Here is a 16526-nt window from a genome sequence, read left to right as displayed (position 1 = left end):
GAAGCTGTCCGCTTTCAGCTATCTGCTTTCAGCTTAATGTTTATCTCAGTTTTTTGCTGACGGCTGATCGCTAATGGCTGACAGCCTGAATCCGGCCTTAGGCCAAACGTAGGCTGGAAATGGTAGTTTCCGGATGAAAACTAATTGCGAGGAGAACGGATATGATAAAGGCTATTGTCGCCGGTGCCGCCGGCAAAATGGGCGGACGCAATATCCATATGGTACACCAGGCCGAAGGAATTAAACTGGCAGCGGCCTTTGAAAGGCCTGGACATCCGGCCCTCGGCCAGGACGTAGGAGAGGTAACCGGCCTGGGAAAGATCGGTATCCCGATTTCTGAGGGGCTGGAATCGGTCATTAAAAAGGGGGATGTAATCATCGATTTCACATTTCATGCCTCGTCTGCAGAACACGTGGCCCTGGCCGCCAAACACAAAAAGGCTATTGTGGTGGGGACAACCGGGTTTACGCCTGAGGAGATGAAAGAGATCAAGAAGCTGGCCAAAAAGGTGCGCTGTGTGCTGGCCCCTAATATGAGTGTGGGTGTAAACGTCCTCTACAAAGTCGTACAAGATGTAGCCGGAATCCTGGGTGAAGGTTATGATGTGGAGATTGTCGAGGCCCATCACCGCCTTAAAAAGGACGCCCCCAGCGGCACGGCCGTAAAGCTGGCCCAAGTGCTGGCCGGGGCCTTAGGCCGCGACTTGGATAAGGTTGGGGTCTATGCCCGCCATGGGATGATCGGTCAGCGAACGAATGAGGAAATCGGCATACAGACTGTGCGCGGCGGCGATATTGTGGGCGAACACACCGTCCTTTTTGCCGGTATCGGGGAACGCATTGAGGTCATCCACCGTGCCCATAGCCGGGATAATTTTGCCCGCGGGGCCGTGCGGGCCGCCAAGTGGATCGTAAATCAGAAAAACGGCATCTATGACATGCAGGATGTACTGGGACTGAGGAAGTGATAGAGCGCTTCGTTCGTTTTGAAGCCGATGGCGCTGCCAGATACGGACGGCTAGGAAAAAACACCATCCGCAGCATAGAAGGCGATATATTCGCAGAATTTAAAACAGGTAATGAAGAGTATGGTCCGGCTAATGTCCGGCTCCTCCCTCCCTGCCGGCCAGGCAAGATTATTGCCCTGGGCCTGAATTATCGTGATCATGCCAGGGAGTTGGGTTTCCCTATCCCGGACGAGCCTTTGATTTTTCTTAAACCAGGAACGGCAGTCATCGGGCCGGATTCATCCATTATGTATCCCCGGATGAGCAAGAGGGTTGACTATGAGGCTGAGCTGGGTGTGGTCATCGGCCAGAGAGCCCGTTTTATCCCGCAGGAGAAGGCCTATGATTACATCTTTGGCTATACCTGTGTAAACGATGTTACGGCCAGGGACTTACAGAGAAAGGATGTACAGTTCACGCGTTCCAAGAGTTTTGATACCTTTGCCCCTATCGGCCCCTGCATTGCCCGGGGAATGGATCCCTCGCATCTCAAGGTAGAATCATACCTCAACGGGGAACTCCGCCAGTCATCCCACACCGGGAATCTTATTTACGGGGTCGCTGAACTGGTCAGTTTTATCTCTAAAGTGATGACCTTGCTCCCGGGCGATATCATTGCTACCGGCACGCCTTCCGGAATCGGCCCTATGGTTCCCGGCGATGTCATAGAAATTGTTGTGGAAAGCATCGGTACGCTGCGCAACACGGTGAAGGCAGAGGAAGCTGAAGGCTAGAAGCTAAAAGCTTTGTACTGAATTCTGTCTCCTGGTCCGCAATGTATTTTGGACGGGTATGATGTTGGATAAGAATAATTAGTGTTCATCCGGAAACTGCCGTTTCCGGTCGTGCCATAGGCAGATTCGCCGAGGCGAACTTCACGCTTTCAGCTATCAGCGGTCAGCCATCAGCAAAACTCAAGGCAAACAATCGGTTGAGCTGAATGCTGATAGCTGAGTGCCGACCGCTCCATCCAGAAAACCTGGGTTTTTGGATGGAAATTAATTAGAAAGGTATTTAGCGCAGATGATCAAGATAGAAAAATCGGAACGACTAAAGAAGCTGCCGCCTTATCTCTTTGCGGAGATAGATCGGATGAAAGAGGAGGTAAAGGCACGGGGGCTGGATGTCATTGACCTCGGCGTAGGAGACCCGGACATTCCTACGCCGCCGCATATAATCACCCGGCTTAATGAAGCGGCGACCGATCCCCAAAATCACCGTTATCCCTCTTATTCGGGCATGAACGGCTTTAAATTTTCCGTGGCCGGATGGTATGAAAGACGCTTCGGCGTCTCTCTGGACCCCCAAACAGAGGTCGTTAGCCTGATTGGTTCCAAGGAGGGCATTGCCCACATCCCCCTCGCCTTCATTAATCCCGGTGATGTGGCCCTGGTGCCGTCACCGGCCTATCCGGTTTATCATATCGGAACTATATTTGCCGGCGGCGAGCCATACTATATGCCCCTTACCAAAGAAAACCATTTTTTGCCGGACCTGACTGCCATCCCTCCGGAGGTAGCTGAAAAGGCCCGTCTCCTGTTCATTAATTATCCCAACAATCCTACGGCAGCCGTGGCTACAGTGGACTTCTTTAAAGAAATCGTGGCCTTTGCTGAAAAATATAACATTATAGTCTGCCATGATGCGGCCTATAGCGAGATGGCCTTTGACGGCTATAGGCCGCCCAGTTTTCTGGAGGTCGAGGGAGCCAAGGGGGTAGGGATCGAACTCCATTCCCTTTCCAAAACCTATAACATGACCGGTTGGCGCATAGGCTTTGCTGTGGGGAACAAAGAGGTCATCGCCGGATTGGGACAGGTAAAAAGCAATATTGATTCCGGAGTCTTCCAGGCTATCCAGATAGCCGGTATGGCGGCCCTTGATGGTGATCAGACCTGTGTCCGGGAGATGCAGGCTGTTTATGCCGGCCGCCGGGATATTTTAGTCGCCGGCCTGAAAGAAGCGGGGTTGAATGTGGAAAAACCAAGGGCTACCTTTTACCTGTGGGTTGAAGTCCCCCGGAGATATAACTCCGCCGAATTTACTGCCTACCTTTTGAGCAAGGCGGGTATCGTTACTACTCCGGGCAATGGTTTTGGCGCGCCCGGAGAAGGTTATGTTCGTATGGCCTTGACAGTGGGAAAAGAACGCCTCCAGGAGGCCGTCCAGCGTATTAAGAATGTAGGGTTTTAACCTTGGAAGATGTCCTGGCCTATATTGGTATTGGATCTAACCTGGGCGACGCCAAGGCCAATTGTCTCCAGGCCTCAAGTCGCCTGGCTAAGGCTGATAGCAGATTAAAGATACGCCTCTCTTCTCTGTATCTAACGGAACCTCAGGAATTAAAAACGCAGGGATGGTATGTCAACGCCGCGGCCGAGGTAAAAAGCCCTCTATCCGCACGGGATCTATTTTGCCTTTTACACCATATTGAGGATGAAATGGGAAGGGAAAGGGCAGCCCGATACGGGCCGCGGATTATCGACCTCGACCTTTTATTTTATGACGACATGGTCCTGGACACCGGGGAGCTAATCATTCCTCACCCCAGATTGCATAGGCGCCGCTTTGTCCTGGTGCCCCTTTGCGAACTGTCTCCTGACTTCGAGCATCCGGTGCTCAAAAAAAGGGTTTGTGATTTGCTCAAGGAAGTGCCGGAAAACGGGCAGCGAGTCCGCCGGATAGAGGTTGAAAACTGAGATGAGGCTGCTCATTTATATCATTTTAATATTTGTTGTTTATCAGATTTATAAGGCCGTGCGAAGGGAGTTGGGCAGACCTGAACAAGTAAATCGAAAGAAAGATGATAGTGCAATAACCGCAGAGCTGGTGGAAGACCCGGTTTGTCACGCCTACTGCCCCAAAAATGAGGCCGTTACGGCCGTTATGGACGGAAAAAGTTACTACTTTTGCAGTGAAAAATGTAAACAAAAATTTATGGAAGAAAATAACCACAGAGTGCACAGAGAAAGATAAAGAAAATAGAAGACAGAAGTTAAGATAAAACCTACTGAATTCTGTATTCTGATTCATAACGTATTTTGGACAGGTATGATTTTTATTTCCTCTGTGTGCTCTGTGGTTAATCTTTCAAAACGACAAATGCATAAAGGAGAGTGTGTATGAAGTTTTTTATCGATACCGCCAACTTGGATGAAATCCGGCAGGCCAATGATATGGGCCTGATCGATGGGGTAACTACAAACCCCTCGCTCATTGCCAGGGAAAACAAGCCCTTCAAGAAGCTCCTGACTGAGATATGCAAGATAGTAAAAGGGCCTATCAGCGCTGAGGTGGTCAGCCTGGAGGCCAAAGAAATGGTTAGAGAGGCTAAAGATCTGGCCAAAATTGCCGATAATATAGTTATCAAGGCGCCCATGACCACGGAAGGGATCAAGGCCACCCGGATGCTCAGCGAAGCAGGCATTAAAACCAATGTCACGCTTATTTTTTCACCGGTGCAGGCCCTGCTGGCGGCTAAAGCCGGCGCAACCTACGTCAGTCCCTTTGTTGGCCGGCTGGACGATATTTCCCAGGTGGGTATGGATGTGGTCGGGGACATTATTTCTATCTATGACAACTATGCCTTTGATACAGAGGTCATCGTGGCCAGTATCCGTCACCCCGGTCATGTCCTGGAGGCGGCCCTGATGGGTGCGGATGTGGCCACTATACCATTCAAGGTTATTGCCCAGTTGGCTAAACATCCGCTTACGGATATTGGAATAGAGAAATTTCTGGCGGACTGGAAGAAAGTAGGCAGTCCCAAGAAATAATTTTCGAGTGGGGGTCACAGAGGGATGCGGGCGAATGCTTTGCGAACCGTGTTGTTCCTCCTGTTTTTAACGATCCTAACGATAGCCGGCCCTATCTCTGCATGGGCGGATATTTACTGTTTTACTGATAGCGAGGGCGTAGTTCATTTTACCGATGTGCCTAACGACGAGCGATATAGGGTCTTCCTCCGCACCAGAAAGACCATAGAACGGACTTCCTATGCCGCTCTTTCGGGTGATATTAAAAGATACGATCCTGTCATTCATGCGGCCTGCCGACGGTTTGGTGTAGATACGAATCTGGTCCGGGCTATAATTAAGGCCGAATCCAACTTCAACTACCTGGCGCTTTCGCCGAAGGGAGCACGGGGTCTGATGCAACTGATGCCTCAGACGGCACAGGAGATGTCCGTGTTTGATATTTTTGATCCGGCGGAAAACATATACGGCGGGGTCAAGTACCTGAAACGGCTCTTAGGCATGTTCGACGGCAATATACCTTTGGCCCTGGCGGCCTATAATGCCGGCCCGGATAGGGTTGGGAACCGAAGACAAATCCCCATGATTAAGGAGACGCAGGATTACGTACAGAGGGTCTTGCTGTACTTCCGAAATTACAAAAATAGATATGGTTATCAGGAAAATAAGATGCTATGATTACCGCATGGATGAGACAGGGCGTATAAACACCTGGAACCTACCTAACAGTCTTACAATCTTCCGCATCTTTTGTATCCCTCTGGTTATGTTTTTTATTAGCCGTTCAGATCAGCCGCTTCCGGCTTTCTGGGCGACTTTTTTCTTTTCCATGGCCTCTATAACCGATCTCCTGGACGGTTTCCTGGCCCGCAGACAAAAGTGTGTTACCGCCCTGGGTAAACTCCTGGACCCTCTGGCCGATAAACTTCTCATCTCAGCGGCCCTAATCATGCTTATCCCCAAGGGTCGGGTGGAAGCCTGGATGGCATTTCTCATCATCGGGCGGGAGATAGCGGTAACCGGCCTGCGCGGCATCGGGGTTACCGGCGGAGTGGTTATCGACGCCAGCGGCCTGGGTAAGGCCAAGACTATTTTTCAGATCAGCGCCCTTATCGCCCTCCTGCTTCACTTTACTTACCTGGGCATCAACTTTCATCAATTCGGCAAGGCATTGTTATGGCTTGCTCTTATCTTGACGGTGTGGTCCGGGATAGATTATTTTGTTCGCTTTTATCGGTTATTTGGCGAGGAACAGAAGTGACCAGGAGAAGCCCTCTGTACTTTCCCCATCTTTTTACGCCGGAAACTATCGGGACCTGTAATCTGCGCAATCGTATTATCATGCCGCTCTACCCCACCAAGTATGCTGCTGAAAGCAAGGTAAACGACAGGATAAAGGCCTTTTACCAGGTTCGAGCCAGGGGCGGGGTGGCCCTGATCGTGCTGGACTGCCCCTGTCTGGATTATCCCCGCGCCTATAAGGGACCACAGGAACTTCGCCTTGACACAGAAGAGTATGCGTCCGGCATAGCCGGACTGCTGGACATAATCCACGCCGAAGACGCCAGGGCCTTTATGCAGCTCAATTATCCCAAAGAAAGAATCTTAGATAAAGAGGTTCCCGGAGCCAAGAAAAAGGGAGAAGGCTGGGTCGTTCCCCTGGCCAATGCCATGTCGCGGGAGGAGGCCACAGAGATAATAGAGGTTATGGCTGCCGGGGCTAAAAGGGCCGGGGAGATCGGCTACGACGGAGTGGAGATACAGGCCAGTTACGGTGATTTGATCGCCCAGCTCCTTTCGCCGCTTCTCAACAAACGCACGGATGATATGGGCGGGCCTGTGGAAAATCGGTGCCGTTTTTTAACCCGGCTGATCGAAAAAACAAAACAATGTGCCGGCCGGGATTTCCCGGTAATGGTAAAACTGGTCTGTGATGAATTTGTCCCCGGTGGCCTGACTGTAAATGAGGCCGTATCCATGGCCAGATTGATCGAAAAGGCCGGCGCTGATGCCATCCTGGCTAATGCCGGCAATAAGGCTACCAAGTTTGTTACCATACCCGGGCATGACTGTGCACCGGGTCTGCTGACAGAGACCGCCGCCCGGATTAAAGCCGCCGTTAACCTGCCGGTCATAGCCATCGGTAAGATAAATACACCGGCCCTGGCGGAAGAGATTATCGCCTCAGGCAAGGCCGATTTCGTGGCTATGGCCAGGGCCTTAATAGCTGATCCGGATCTTCCCAATAAGGCCGCGTCTGGAAATATTGCCGGTATAAGGGCCTGCACCTATTGCCTGGAAGACTGCGCCGACAAAGGAGTACCGGGCTTAGGCCGCGCCTGCACAGTTAATCCCTTTGCCGGTTTTGAATATCGCTGGGATGTGCTTCCGGTCACAGTAAAGAAAAAAATCCTGATTGTCGGAAGCGGCCCGGCCGGCATACAGGCCGCGGTCATAGCCAGTCAGAGGGGGCACAGAGTAGAACTCTGGGAAAAAGAGGCCGAGCCCGGCGGCCAACTACTTTTGGCCGACAAGGCCCCATTCAAAGAAGAGATGTCCGGGGCCTTACGCTACCTAATACATTCCTTAAAACAAAGCACTGCTCAGGCCCGCCTCAACCGCCCGGGCGCAGTAGAAGATATAGTCAATATGGCGCCGGACGCGGTTATAGTGGCTACCGGGTCACATCCGATACGTCCACCGATTCCCGGTATGGATTCCGGTATTGTGGTTGACGCCCGGGAGCTTTATGCCAAAAAGGTTCTCCCCGGTCGGAAAATAGTGATTATCGGCGGAGGTGATATCGGGTGTGAAACTGCGGATTGGCTGGCTGAGCCGGGCAGGGAGGTAACCGTGGTTGAGATGCTGCCGGAGGTATTGGGCCGAATGAAAGATATTCCCCGGGCGCGCCTGCTGGCCAGACTGGCCGATAAGGGAGTGAACATACTTACGGATACCCGGATTACAAAGATTAGCGGGACTATGGTCTCTCTGGAGAAAAAGGACGGTCAGAGACTCCGGATCAAGGCAGATCAGGTGATACTGGCCGTTGGCGCGCGATCGAAAAACAGCCTGGCGGATGAACTTAAGGGGAAAATTAAAGAGGTAATAGTTATTGGTGATGCCTCTCAGCCGGGCAATCTTGGGGCGGCGCTGAGAAGCGCCACCGAGGTAGCGCTGAAGATCTGAAGTCAGAATAGAACGTTAGCAATCAGCTATCAGCTCTCAGAAAGTGGAATAGCACCTTTAACTGACTGCTGATGGCTGACGGCTGATAGCTGATTGCTCATCACTTCTTCTTATCCAGAACCTCCCTTACCTTGCAGGAAAGGCCTCCCATGTTGAACGGCTTCTGAATAAACCCGCTGCATCCCCGTTCCAAAATCTTGGAGGCTTCGCCGTTAATGCTGTATCCACTGGAAAGGAGGACTTTTATACCTGGGTCGATCTCCTTCAAACGGTCATAGGTCTCACCGCCCCCTGTACCCGGCATGATCATATCCAGAATGACCAGATCAATCCCACCCTTATTTGCCTTATAAATCTCGACCGCTTCTTCTCCGTCTCTGGCTATGAACACCTTATATCCCAATTCTTCCAACAATTCCCGGCCTACATCCCGGATCATCCCTTCATCATCTACAAACAGGATCGTCTCTGTTCCCTTTACCATCTTTACGGACATCTCCTTTTCCCTTACGACCTCCTTTTCTGATGCCGGTAAATAGATAGTAAACGTCGTGCCATGGCCTTTTTCGCTATAGACATTGATAATGCCGCCGTGATTCTTGATAATCCCATAGGCCGAAGCCAATCCCAGCCCGCTGCCCCGGCCCATCTCCTTGGTAGTAAAGAAGGGCTCAAATACGCGTCTCCGGATTGTTTCATCCATACCAACACCCGTATCGGTAATAGATATCCTGGCATATCTCCCCGGTTGGACCTTGTAGGGCTTGCTGTAGCTTTCATCCAGGATGACATTATTTGTCTCTAAATAGATATCCCCGCCCGCCGGCATGGCATGCCAAGCGTTCACATAAAGGTTCAAAAGCACCTGCTCGATCTGGCCCCGGTCGGCCTCTACGGTACAGATATCAGGATCATATTTCTCTCTGATGGTAATCTCTTTCTTGGTGCGGCCAAACATGCCGGCACTGCTTCTCATTATCTCGTTTACGTCAAGCGGCTTAACATTATATTTCCCGCGGCGGGCAAACCCTAAAAGCTGAGCGGTCAGATCAGACCCGTTTCTGACCTGCTCTTCGATCTGTTTTAGCTTGCTATAATGGGGATGGCTTGAATCGAGATCGCTTAGCATCAAGGATGCGTATCCCTCGATCACCATGAGCAGGTTGTTAAAATCATGGGCAATACCACCGGCCAGGGTACCGATGGCCTCCATCTTCTGGGCCTGGAGTAGTTGAGTTTCGAGGTGTTTCTTGTCAGTAATATCGATCATGGCGCCCTCGATGTAACCATCTTCCGGATAGGCCCTGGCCGTTATCATCAGGTCTATTTTTTCTCCATCCTTGCGGGTGACCTGTATCTCAAAATCAGAGACCGTGCCGCATTCCTCCAACTTCCGCAACAACTCCGTCCTTTTCTCCGGCGAATAACGCTCGCCAAATACAAATTCCGTGGTTAGCCCCTCAATCGAGCTATAACCCAAAATGTTGGCAGCCAGTTGGTTTGCCATGATAATCTTGCCGTCACTGATCCGGCTGCGGTACAGGCCCACCAAGGCCGTCTCGTACAGGCCGCGATAACGTCTCTCTGATTCCTGAAGGTCTCGTTCCGCCTTCCTGCGTTCCCGGATGTCGCGGAAGACCAGAACTACCCCGATGATGTCGCCTTTGGCGTCCCTGATAGGCGCACCGCTATCGTCAATAGGTATCTCAGCCCCATCACGAGCTACCAATAAAGTATGATTGGCCAGACCGACGACCACACCCTTTCGCAGCACCTTAGTTGCAGGATTCTCGACCGGCCTGCGTGTCTCTTCATTTATAATATTAAAGACTTCGGCCAGAGACTTTCCGGCCGCGTCTTCCTCTTTCCATCCGGTCAGGGACCCGGCAACGGGATTCATGAACCTGACGTGTCCCTGGGCATCCGTAGCAATCACTGCATCGCCAATACTCCCGAGGGTGGTAGAAAGCCACTCTTCACGTTCCCTTAATCTATTCTTCATCTTGTGTTTATACAGGGCCATCTCAATGGTCGTGCGCAACTCTCTATCTTCGAACGGCTTGACAATGTATCCTGACGGCTCGGTTACCTTTGCCCGGTCCATGGTCCTTTCGTCGGCATACGCAGTAAGATATACGACCGGGATGTTGAAGCACAAACGTATCTGATTGGCCGCCTCAATCCCGTCTATTTCACCCTTCAGCACAATGTCCATCAGCACCAGATCCGGCTTATACTCTTCCGCCTTTTTAATAGCCTCCTGTCCGGACGATACCACCGCTGAGACCGTATATCCCAAACTCCCCAGGCTGCTGCGTATATCTTCGGCAACAATTCCTTCGTCCTCAACCACCATGATCTTTGTTTCCATGGTCTTAAATCCTTTTTTCATAAGTTGTTTTTTTAAAGTCTATCCTGAACTTAGTCCCCTCACTTCTATCCAGGTCTATCTGGCCGTCGATCTGATCGGTCAGAATCTTAACCAGTTTCAGACCCAGTGACCCGCTGTTTGTCAGGTCCCAATCCCCCGGCAGGCCGACACCATTATCGGCAACCGTCAGCTCCATCGCACCTTCATCTAATGTGCGGAGCGTAATTTTTATCCCACCCTCTTTATCTTCCGGAAAGGCATATTTCAGCGAATTGGAAACCAGTTCATTTATGATCAATCCACATGGAATAGCAACATCAACCCCAAGCATAATGTCCTCAATATCTGTTTTTAATGTAATTTTGTCTGTATTAACTCCATAGGACCGGAACAAACCATTTACCAGGAGACTGACGTATTCATGGAAATTAATGCTCGCCAGGTCTTTGGATTGATAAAGCTTTTCATGGACAAGGGCCATCGACTTTATCCGGTTCTGGCTCTCTTTAAAAATCTCCACATCCCCTTTGTCCTGCACATATTGGGACTGAAGTCTAAGCAGACTGGAAATTACCTGCAGGTTGTTTTTGACCCTGTGGTGGATTTCCTTCAGGAGCACCTCCTTCTCTCTAAGCGAGGCCCTGATTTGCTCCTCCGCCCGTTTCCGCTCGGTGATGTCCACGTTGACTTCCGCAATCAGCCATTCTCCTTCCTCATTCTGAAATGGTATGGTGGTAACCTGTATCGGCCTGTTGCCTTCCTTGACCAGCGTTTCTTCGGTGACGTTGATGGCCTTCGTCTCCAGGACTATGGGGATTCCGCAGCCAGGACACATATCGCTTAGGCCCATAAAATATTCGTAACACTTTCTTCCGGTCGGATCGCCGTATATCTTACCCCACTCCGGATCTATATAACGAACGTTAAACCCTGAATCGATAATGTCAAGGCCGGTTTTTGTAGCGCCCAGGATAAACTCCATTTGTTGCTTCAATGTCTCAATATCCTTTTCCGCCCGCTTGCGCTCCGTTATGTCGCGCAAGAATTCCACTACCATCATGGGACGGCCGTCTTCATAGCGTGCGGCCACACTGGCCGTACCCCAGAAGACTCGTGAGACACCGTCAGTCCCTGTAATTTCTGTCTCAAATTCGTGAACCCGGCCGTCCTCGAAACACTCTTTTATCATGCACTTATCGCAAACGCGGTCGCGGCCGTGATAGGCAATATAGCATTTTTTACCAACCATGTCCGGCCCGAACAGGGCCCTGGCCACATCATTGACCCATACGATATTAAATTGCTCGTCCACCATAATCATCTGATCCGTCACCGAATCGACAATACCGGCGAGTTTTTCTTCACTTTCACGCAGCGCCTCCTCCGCCCGCTTACGTTCAATGACCTTCTGCTTTAACTCTTCGTTCCTCCGTCTGAGATCGGCTGCATTTTTCTTTTCAATTTTATAAAAAGTAAATCCCCCGGCTGCAAACAGCAATATAACCAGTCCGGCAATGGTTATCTGCCCTGCGGCATGTCTGTAGAGGGGGCCTGTGATCTCGGAATAATCCATGGAAACGCCGATGGACCATAACTGGTTGCCGATATGCACCGGGGCATAAGCTATAAGTCTCTTGCCACGTGTCGCACAGATATAGGTGCCGGCGCCTTCTTCCCCCCGTCTCGCCTTCTCTATAATATGTTCTAAGGCTGACCAGTCATGAGCAGAAAACGCCTTTTTTCTATGAGCTATAATATCTTTGCCCTGCTGTTTTGCATCGGAATGAGCTAATAAGGTACCCTTTTCATCTAATATCCAGGCCTGACTTCCCTTAACCCTCTCGATCGGCTGAATAAAGATGTTAGATAGGGTATCTCCGCCAATCATGCATCGAACTACCCCAACAAACTTATCCTTATAGAACACTGGTTGAGCAATAGAGATAGCCGGCTTACCTATGTTATTATAAAACCACTCACTAACATACAGTTTATGCTCACGCACAACATACGCTATATCTGGTTTATCAGTAAGACTCATCCCCACTCTATCCCTCGCATCCTCCCGGAATGGGTATCTATGCAATATAATTCCATTAACATCGCACGTGACTATGGAATCAATATAGCCTTTATGTCCCTCATAAAAATTTTCGATCGGACACGTACGCCTTTCTTGGCATAAGGCCCCCTTGTAAATCTCTTCTTGGACTATGGAGTCATCTGCCAAAACCTTTAGGTGTTTTGATAGATGGCCAATAACCTCCTCCAATCTACCTGCGGTTGTCTTCGCAACCGTCAGTAACTGCTCCTGTGTATGGAAAACCAAAGTATCCTCAAACTCCCTGTGGGACAGATAGGCTGTGTACAGAAGGATGGCGATACCGGCCAAACCGGCTATAGTGCCTATCACCACCTTATTGGATAACCCTTTTGTCTCCATACAATTTACTGCCTCATGTTCATCCGGAAACTACTGTTTCCGGATGAAAGCACTCAGCGATCAGCTTTCAGCCGTCAGCAAAAAAATAAGACAAACAACAGATTAAGCTGAACGCTGATTGCTGAGTGCTGATTGCTCGTCCGGAATTTTTGAGTTTCCGGATGAAAACTGCCTCATGATCGCTCAGGGGATAAAAAGCTATGAAAATCAAACAATTTGTATTTATACATAAAGAGTCACGGGCTGTCAAAACCAATTTATCCAAAAATCATTTTTCCTTGACACGGCCTCCGCTACTCAATATGTTAAGCGCCATGTTTTCTGTAGTAGAACGTGACAAAGGGAATTATTCAAAATTTTCCAAAAGCTACCGGCGGAGGTTTCCTTTCCGCCTGGCCACGACCTCGTTTATCTATCCCGACCGTATCCTGCCCAATGCTATGCGCCTTGCCCCCTACCTGGACGAGATGGAGCTAATCCTCTTTGAGAGTAAAAACCTGCCGGACAGGGAAGAAATATCAGATCTCTCCGCTTTGCAGAATAAAGAAGGATTATCTTACAATGTGCACCTTCCCCTGGATATTTTCCTCGGACATCCTTCAGACAAGGCAAGGGCAGAGGGGATCGCGGCGGTCCAAGAGGCCATAGCCCTTACCAAAAGGCTTACCCCTTCTACCTATACGCTGCACTATAACTATGATGAAACACCCATCCGCCTACGGCGGGCAAAGGACAATGAAAATAATCCCCCCTCCCCCCCCTTTAGTAAGGGGGGGGATATGTTAGATTCCCCTTTGGAAAACGGGGAAAGCCAAAGTCCCCCTTTGGGGAAAGACGTGGCCCCATCAATTCCCCCTTTGGAAAAGGGGGATACAGGGGGATTTCCAGGTGAGAAAAATCTCTCTTTATGGCAGAGACATATTGCTGAAAGCACCGGGAACATCCTGAAGACGGGCATTAAACCGGGCCTGATTTCTGTCGAAACCCTTAACTACCCCCTGACCTGGGTAGAGGATATCATCAACGACCTTGGCCTTTCCGTCTGCCTTGATCTCGGCCATATATTGCTCGGCGGAGGAGATCCGCGGTACTACCTGGATAAGTATCTGGAGAAGACGGCCATTATCCATCTATACGGTGTCTATCAAGGCCGTGACCATCTGGGCCTTGATGTCCTGGATGAGGCCGCTCTTTTAGACTGGCTGCGCCTTTTGAAAGGATATACGGGTACGGTCTCTATCGAGGTCTTTTCCTTTCATCACCTTCAAACGTCTTTAGAAGTCCTGGAAAAACTGTGGAAAAAGGCATGAAGAAGACCATCCTGGTAACCGGAGGCTGCCGGAGCGGCAAGAGCCGGTTTGCCCTGGACTATGCCAACCGTCACTTTACAAGCCGGCTATACCTGGCTACGGGACAGGCCCTGGATGAGGAGATGAAAGAGCGGATAAGAAATCACCGGAAAGACCGGGGACAGGCCTGGCGCACCGTGGAAGAGCCCATGAATATTGCCAGGGCCATAGACCAGGAGGCAGCAACAGCCGGCATCATACTCATCGACTGCATCACCATGTGGGTCTCCAATATGCTGTTCCAGAATATGCCCGAAGAAGAAATAATGCACTCGGTAGGGGCTCTTGCGGAGAAAATACACAAGCCCCTTTGTTCCTTTATCTTAGTAACTAATGAGGTCGGGGCCGGTATCGTCCCGGAAAACAGACTGGCCCGGAGATTTCGTGACCTGTCCGGTATGGTCAACCAGAAGCTGGCCGCCTGTGCCGATGAAGTCTACTGGCTGGTGGCCGGCATACCGATCAAAATCAAATAACTGGTGAGGGGAAAAATGACACGCCTTAATGACATTATCGCAAAAATCGAGCCGATCGACCTGGATGCGCTGGAGAAGGCCAGAGATCACACCGCTGAACTGTGCATGCCGCCCCGTGCCCTGGGGAGATTGCACGAGATAGGCGAACGGCTGTGCGGCATAATGCGCAGCCTCAATCCTTCCGTCAAAAAAAAAGGCTTTTTGGTTATGGCCGGTGACCACGGAGTAGTCAAACACGGCGTAAGCGCCTTTCCCCAGGAAGTTACCGGGGAGATGGTCAAAAATTTTGTCCGGGGCGGCGCCGGTATAAACGCCATGGCCCGCCAGTTCCCCGCCGAGGTGGTAGTGGCTGATATGGGTATCGTCCCGGATTTACCGGACGCTATCCAGGGAGAAAATCGTTTTATAAAGAAAAGGATCGCGGCGGGGACGAATGATTTTACAAGCGGTCCGGCCATGAGCCGGGAGCAGGCGGAAGAGGCTGTCCTGGCCGGTTTTGATCTGGCCGCGGCCATGTTTGCCGGGGGAATAACGCTCCTGGGCACCGGCGATATGGGAATCGGGAACACCACTTCATCCAGCGCCATTGGCGCCGTTATTACGGGGCAGTCCGTAGAGGATATGACCGGCCGCGGTACGGGCATATCTGATGCATCTTTTCAAAAAAAGTGTGAGATTATCAGGGCGGCTATCTCTGTAAACCATCCTGACCCGGCAGACGGGATAGACGTCCTTTCCAAGGTCGGCGGGTTTGAGATAGGCGGCATTGCAGGAATAGTGCTGGCGGCGGCCTATCATAAGAAACCGGTGGTTATCGACGGCCTTATCTCCACGGCCGGCGCGCTGATTGCCCATACGCTCTGCCCCCTTGTCTCTCAATATGCCTTTGCCGGACACTGTTCTGTGGAGCAAGGACATAAGCACATGTTGGCCCACCTTGGTCTTGCGCCTATCGTAAATCTCGATCTGCGTCTCGGGGAAGGGACGGGAGCGGCCCTGGCCATGCACATTATCGAGGCCGCCTGCCGGGTCTTTAATGAGGTGCACACCTTTAGACAGGCCGAAGTCAGTAAGGGGAATAATGGGTAATTTCTTTGCGGCCCTTACCTTTTTAACCGTCCTCCCTGCGCCCCGGACCCAAGGACAGATAGGAGCCGGGACGCTGCCGTGGTTCCCGGTCGTTGGTCTTCTGATCGGCGGCCTTATTTTTCTCTTCGATTATATCCTGCTCCGCCTCTTCCCGGTTCAGATAACCTCTCTTTTCTCTGTTCTCTTTCTAGCGGCTATTACCGGAGGCATTCACCTGGACGGCCTGGCCGATACGGCAGACGGCCTCTTTTCCCATCGCTCGCGGGAAGATGCCCTGCGCATTATGAAGGCCAGCGACATCGGGGCCATGGGGGCTATGGCCCTGTTCTTTATTCTGGGCCTGAAATGGGCGGCCTTGGCCAACCTTCCCCGCGGCGGGGGGGCCTCCTGGGCCTGCCTCGTCTTACCCGCGGCATACGGCCGGGCGGCGATGCTTTTCGGGACATATTTCCTCCCTTATGCCCGAAAGGAAGGGGGAACCGGAAGGGACTTTGTCAGCAAAGAGGGGGTTACTAGGTTCCTCCTGGTAGCGCCGCTTATGGGACTCCCCCTCCTAGTGGGGCTAAAAACCTTCTTGTGGATGAACGGCATATTCCTGCTAATGACTGCCGCTGTCCTGGCCTTTTATAAAAAGAAGATCGGCGGCATAACCGGAGACATGCTGGGCGCGCTCAGTGAACTGGTAGAGACCGCACTTTTTTTAACCGGGGTATTTTTGATCAATTCGTAAAAAAGATGTTTCACCGCAGAGCACGCAAAGTGCGCATAGAAAAACTATAAACTATTCAATATGTTATCTCAGCGATCTCTGCGGTAAAATTTTATTTTTTACGAGTTCATCATCATT

15 protein-coding genes are annotated in these 16526 nt (G+C 51.0%); 13 read left to right on the top strand and 2 right to left on the bottom strand.

What is annotated here, in order from left to right:
• The first annotated feature begins 161 nt into the window (after positions 1-161).
• The 9 genes from dapB to RDU59_03605 all read left to right on the top strand — a co-directional run bounded on the left by dapB (position 162) and on the right by RDU59_03605 (position 7951).
• The gene (gene dapB, locus RDU59_03645) at positions 162-968 is read left to right on the top strand and encodes a 4-hydroxy-tetrahydrodipicolinate reductase (GenBank protein MDQ7837569.1); all 807 of its coding nucleotides are present in this window, start codon (positions 162-164) and stop codon (positions 966-968) included.
• Positions 965-1741: a fumarylacetoacetate hydrolase family protein gene (locus RDU59_03640; protein ID MDQ7837568.1), complete on the top strand. Its 777-nt coding sequence runs from the start codon at positions 965-967 to the stop codon at positions 1739-1741. The genes dapB and RDU59_03640 overlap by 4 nt, the downstream gene beginning before the upstream one ends.
• Before the next feature lie 289 nt (positions 1742-2030).
• A complete protein-coding gene (locus tag RDU59_03635; protein MDQ7837567.1) occupies positions 2031-3200 on the top strand; it encodes an LL-diaminopimelate aminotransferase in 1170 nt (389 codons plus the stop codon).
• Between the two features lie 2 nt (positions 3201-3202).
• The gene (gene folK, locus RDU59_03630) at positions 3203-3706 is read left to right on the top strand and encodes a 2-amino-4-hydroxy-6-hydroxymethyldihydropteridine diphosphokinase (protein MDQ7837566.1); all 504 of its coding nucleotides are present in this window, start codon (positions 3203-3205) and stop codon (positions 3704-3706) included.
• A 1-nt stretch (position 3707) separates the two neighbouring features.
• A complete protein-coding gene (locus tag RDU59_03625) occupies positions 3708-3983 on the top strand; it encodes a YHS domain-containing protein (GenBank protein ID MDQ7837565.1) in 276 nt (91 codons plus the stop codon).
• A 146-nt stretch (positions 3984-4129) separates the two neighbouring features.
• Entirely contained in the window at positions 4130-4783 is a 654-nt protein-coding gene (fsa, locus tag RDU59_03620; protein MDQ7837564.1) for a fructose-6-phosphate aldolase, read from the top strand.
• A gap of 24 nt (positions 4784-4807) precedes the next feature.
• Entirely contained in the window at positions 4808-5440 is a 633-nt protein-coding gene (locus RDU59_03615; GenBank protein ID MDQ7837563.1) for a transglycosylase SLT domain-containing protein, read from the top strand.
• Positions 5441-5447: 7 nt separating this feature from the next.
• A complete protein-coding gene (gene pgsA / locus RDU59_03610; GenBank protein ID MDQ7837562.1) occupies positions 5448-6023 on the top strand; it encodes a CDP-diacylglycerol--glycerol-3-phosphate 3-phosphatidyltransferase in 576 nt (191 codons plus the stop codon).
• The gene (locus RDU59_03605; protein MDQ7837561.1) at positions 6020-7951 is read left to right on the top strand and encodes an NAD(P)/FAD-dependent oxidoreductase; all 1932 of its coding nucleotides are present in this window, start codon (positions 6020-6022) and stop codon (positions 7949-7951) included. Before pgsA ends, RDU59_03605 begins: the two co-directional genes overlap by 4 nt.
• A gap of 100 nt (positions 7952-8051) precedes the next feature.
• On the opposite strand, the gene RDU59_03600 is transcribed toward RDU59_03605, so the two are convergent.
• Both RDU59_03600 and RDU59_03595 read right to left on the bottom strand, forming a co-directional pair.
• On the bottom strand, positions 8052-10322 hold the full coding sequence (locus RDU59_03600) for a response regulator (GenBank protein ID MDQ7837560.1): 2271 nt from the start codon (positions 10320-10322) through the stop codon (positions 8052-8054).
• Between the two features lie 4 nt (positions 10323-10326).
• Positions 10327-12765, bottom strand: coding sequence for a histidine kinase dimerization/phosphoacceptor domain -containing protein (locus RDU59_03595; protein MDQ7837559.1), 2439 nt, complete (start codon positions 12763-12765; stop codon positions 10327-10329).
• A 200-nt stretch (positions 12766-12965) separates the two neighbouring features.
• Between RDU59_03595 and cbiR the strand changes: the two genes are divergently transcribed.
• The 4 genes from cbiR to cobS are packed head-to-tail and all read left to right on the top strand — an operon-like array spanning position 12966 to position 16409.
• On the top strand, positions 12966-14075 hold the full coding sequence (cbiR, locus tag RDU59_03590) for a cobamide remodeling phosphodiesterase CbiR (protein MDQ7837558.1): 1110 nt from the start codon (positions 12966-12968) through the stop codon (positions 14073-14075).
• Positions 14072-14590, top strand: coding sequence for a bifunctional adenosylcobinamide kinase/adenosylcobinamide-phosphate guanylyltransferase (gene cobU / locus RDU59_03585; GenBank protein MDQ7837557.1), 519 nt, complete (start codon positions 14072-14074; stop codon positions 14588-14590). Before cbiR ends, cobU begins: the two co-directional genes overlap by 4 nt.
• A gap of 15 nt (positions 14591-14605) precedes the next feature.
• Positions 14606-15679, top strand: a complete 1074-nt coding sequence (gene cobT / locus RDU59_03580; protein MDQ7837556.1) for a nicotinate-nucleotide--dimethylbenzimidazole phosphoribosyltransferase — start codon at positions 14606-14608, stop codon at positions 15677-15679.
• Positions 15672-16409, top strand: a complete 738-nt coding sequence (gene cobS / locus RDU59_03575; protein MDQ7837555.1) for an adenosylcobinamide-GDP ribazoletransferase — start codon at positions 15672-15674, stop codon at positions 16407-16409. The genes cobT and cobS overlap by 8 nt, the downstream gene beginning before the upstream one ends.
• Positions 16410-16526: the final 117 nt, after the last annotated feature.

Source organism: Thermodesulfobacteriota bacterium (assembly GCA_031082315.1).
Lineage (GTDB): Bacteria > Desulfobacterota > QYQD01 > QYQD01 > QYQD01 > QYQD01.
This window is presented reverse-complemented; position numbering and strand designations above follow the sequence as displayed.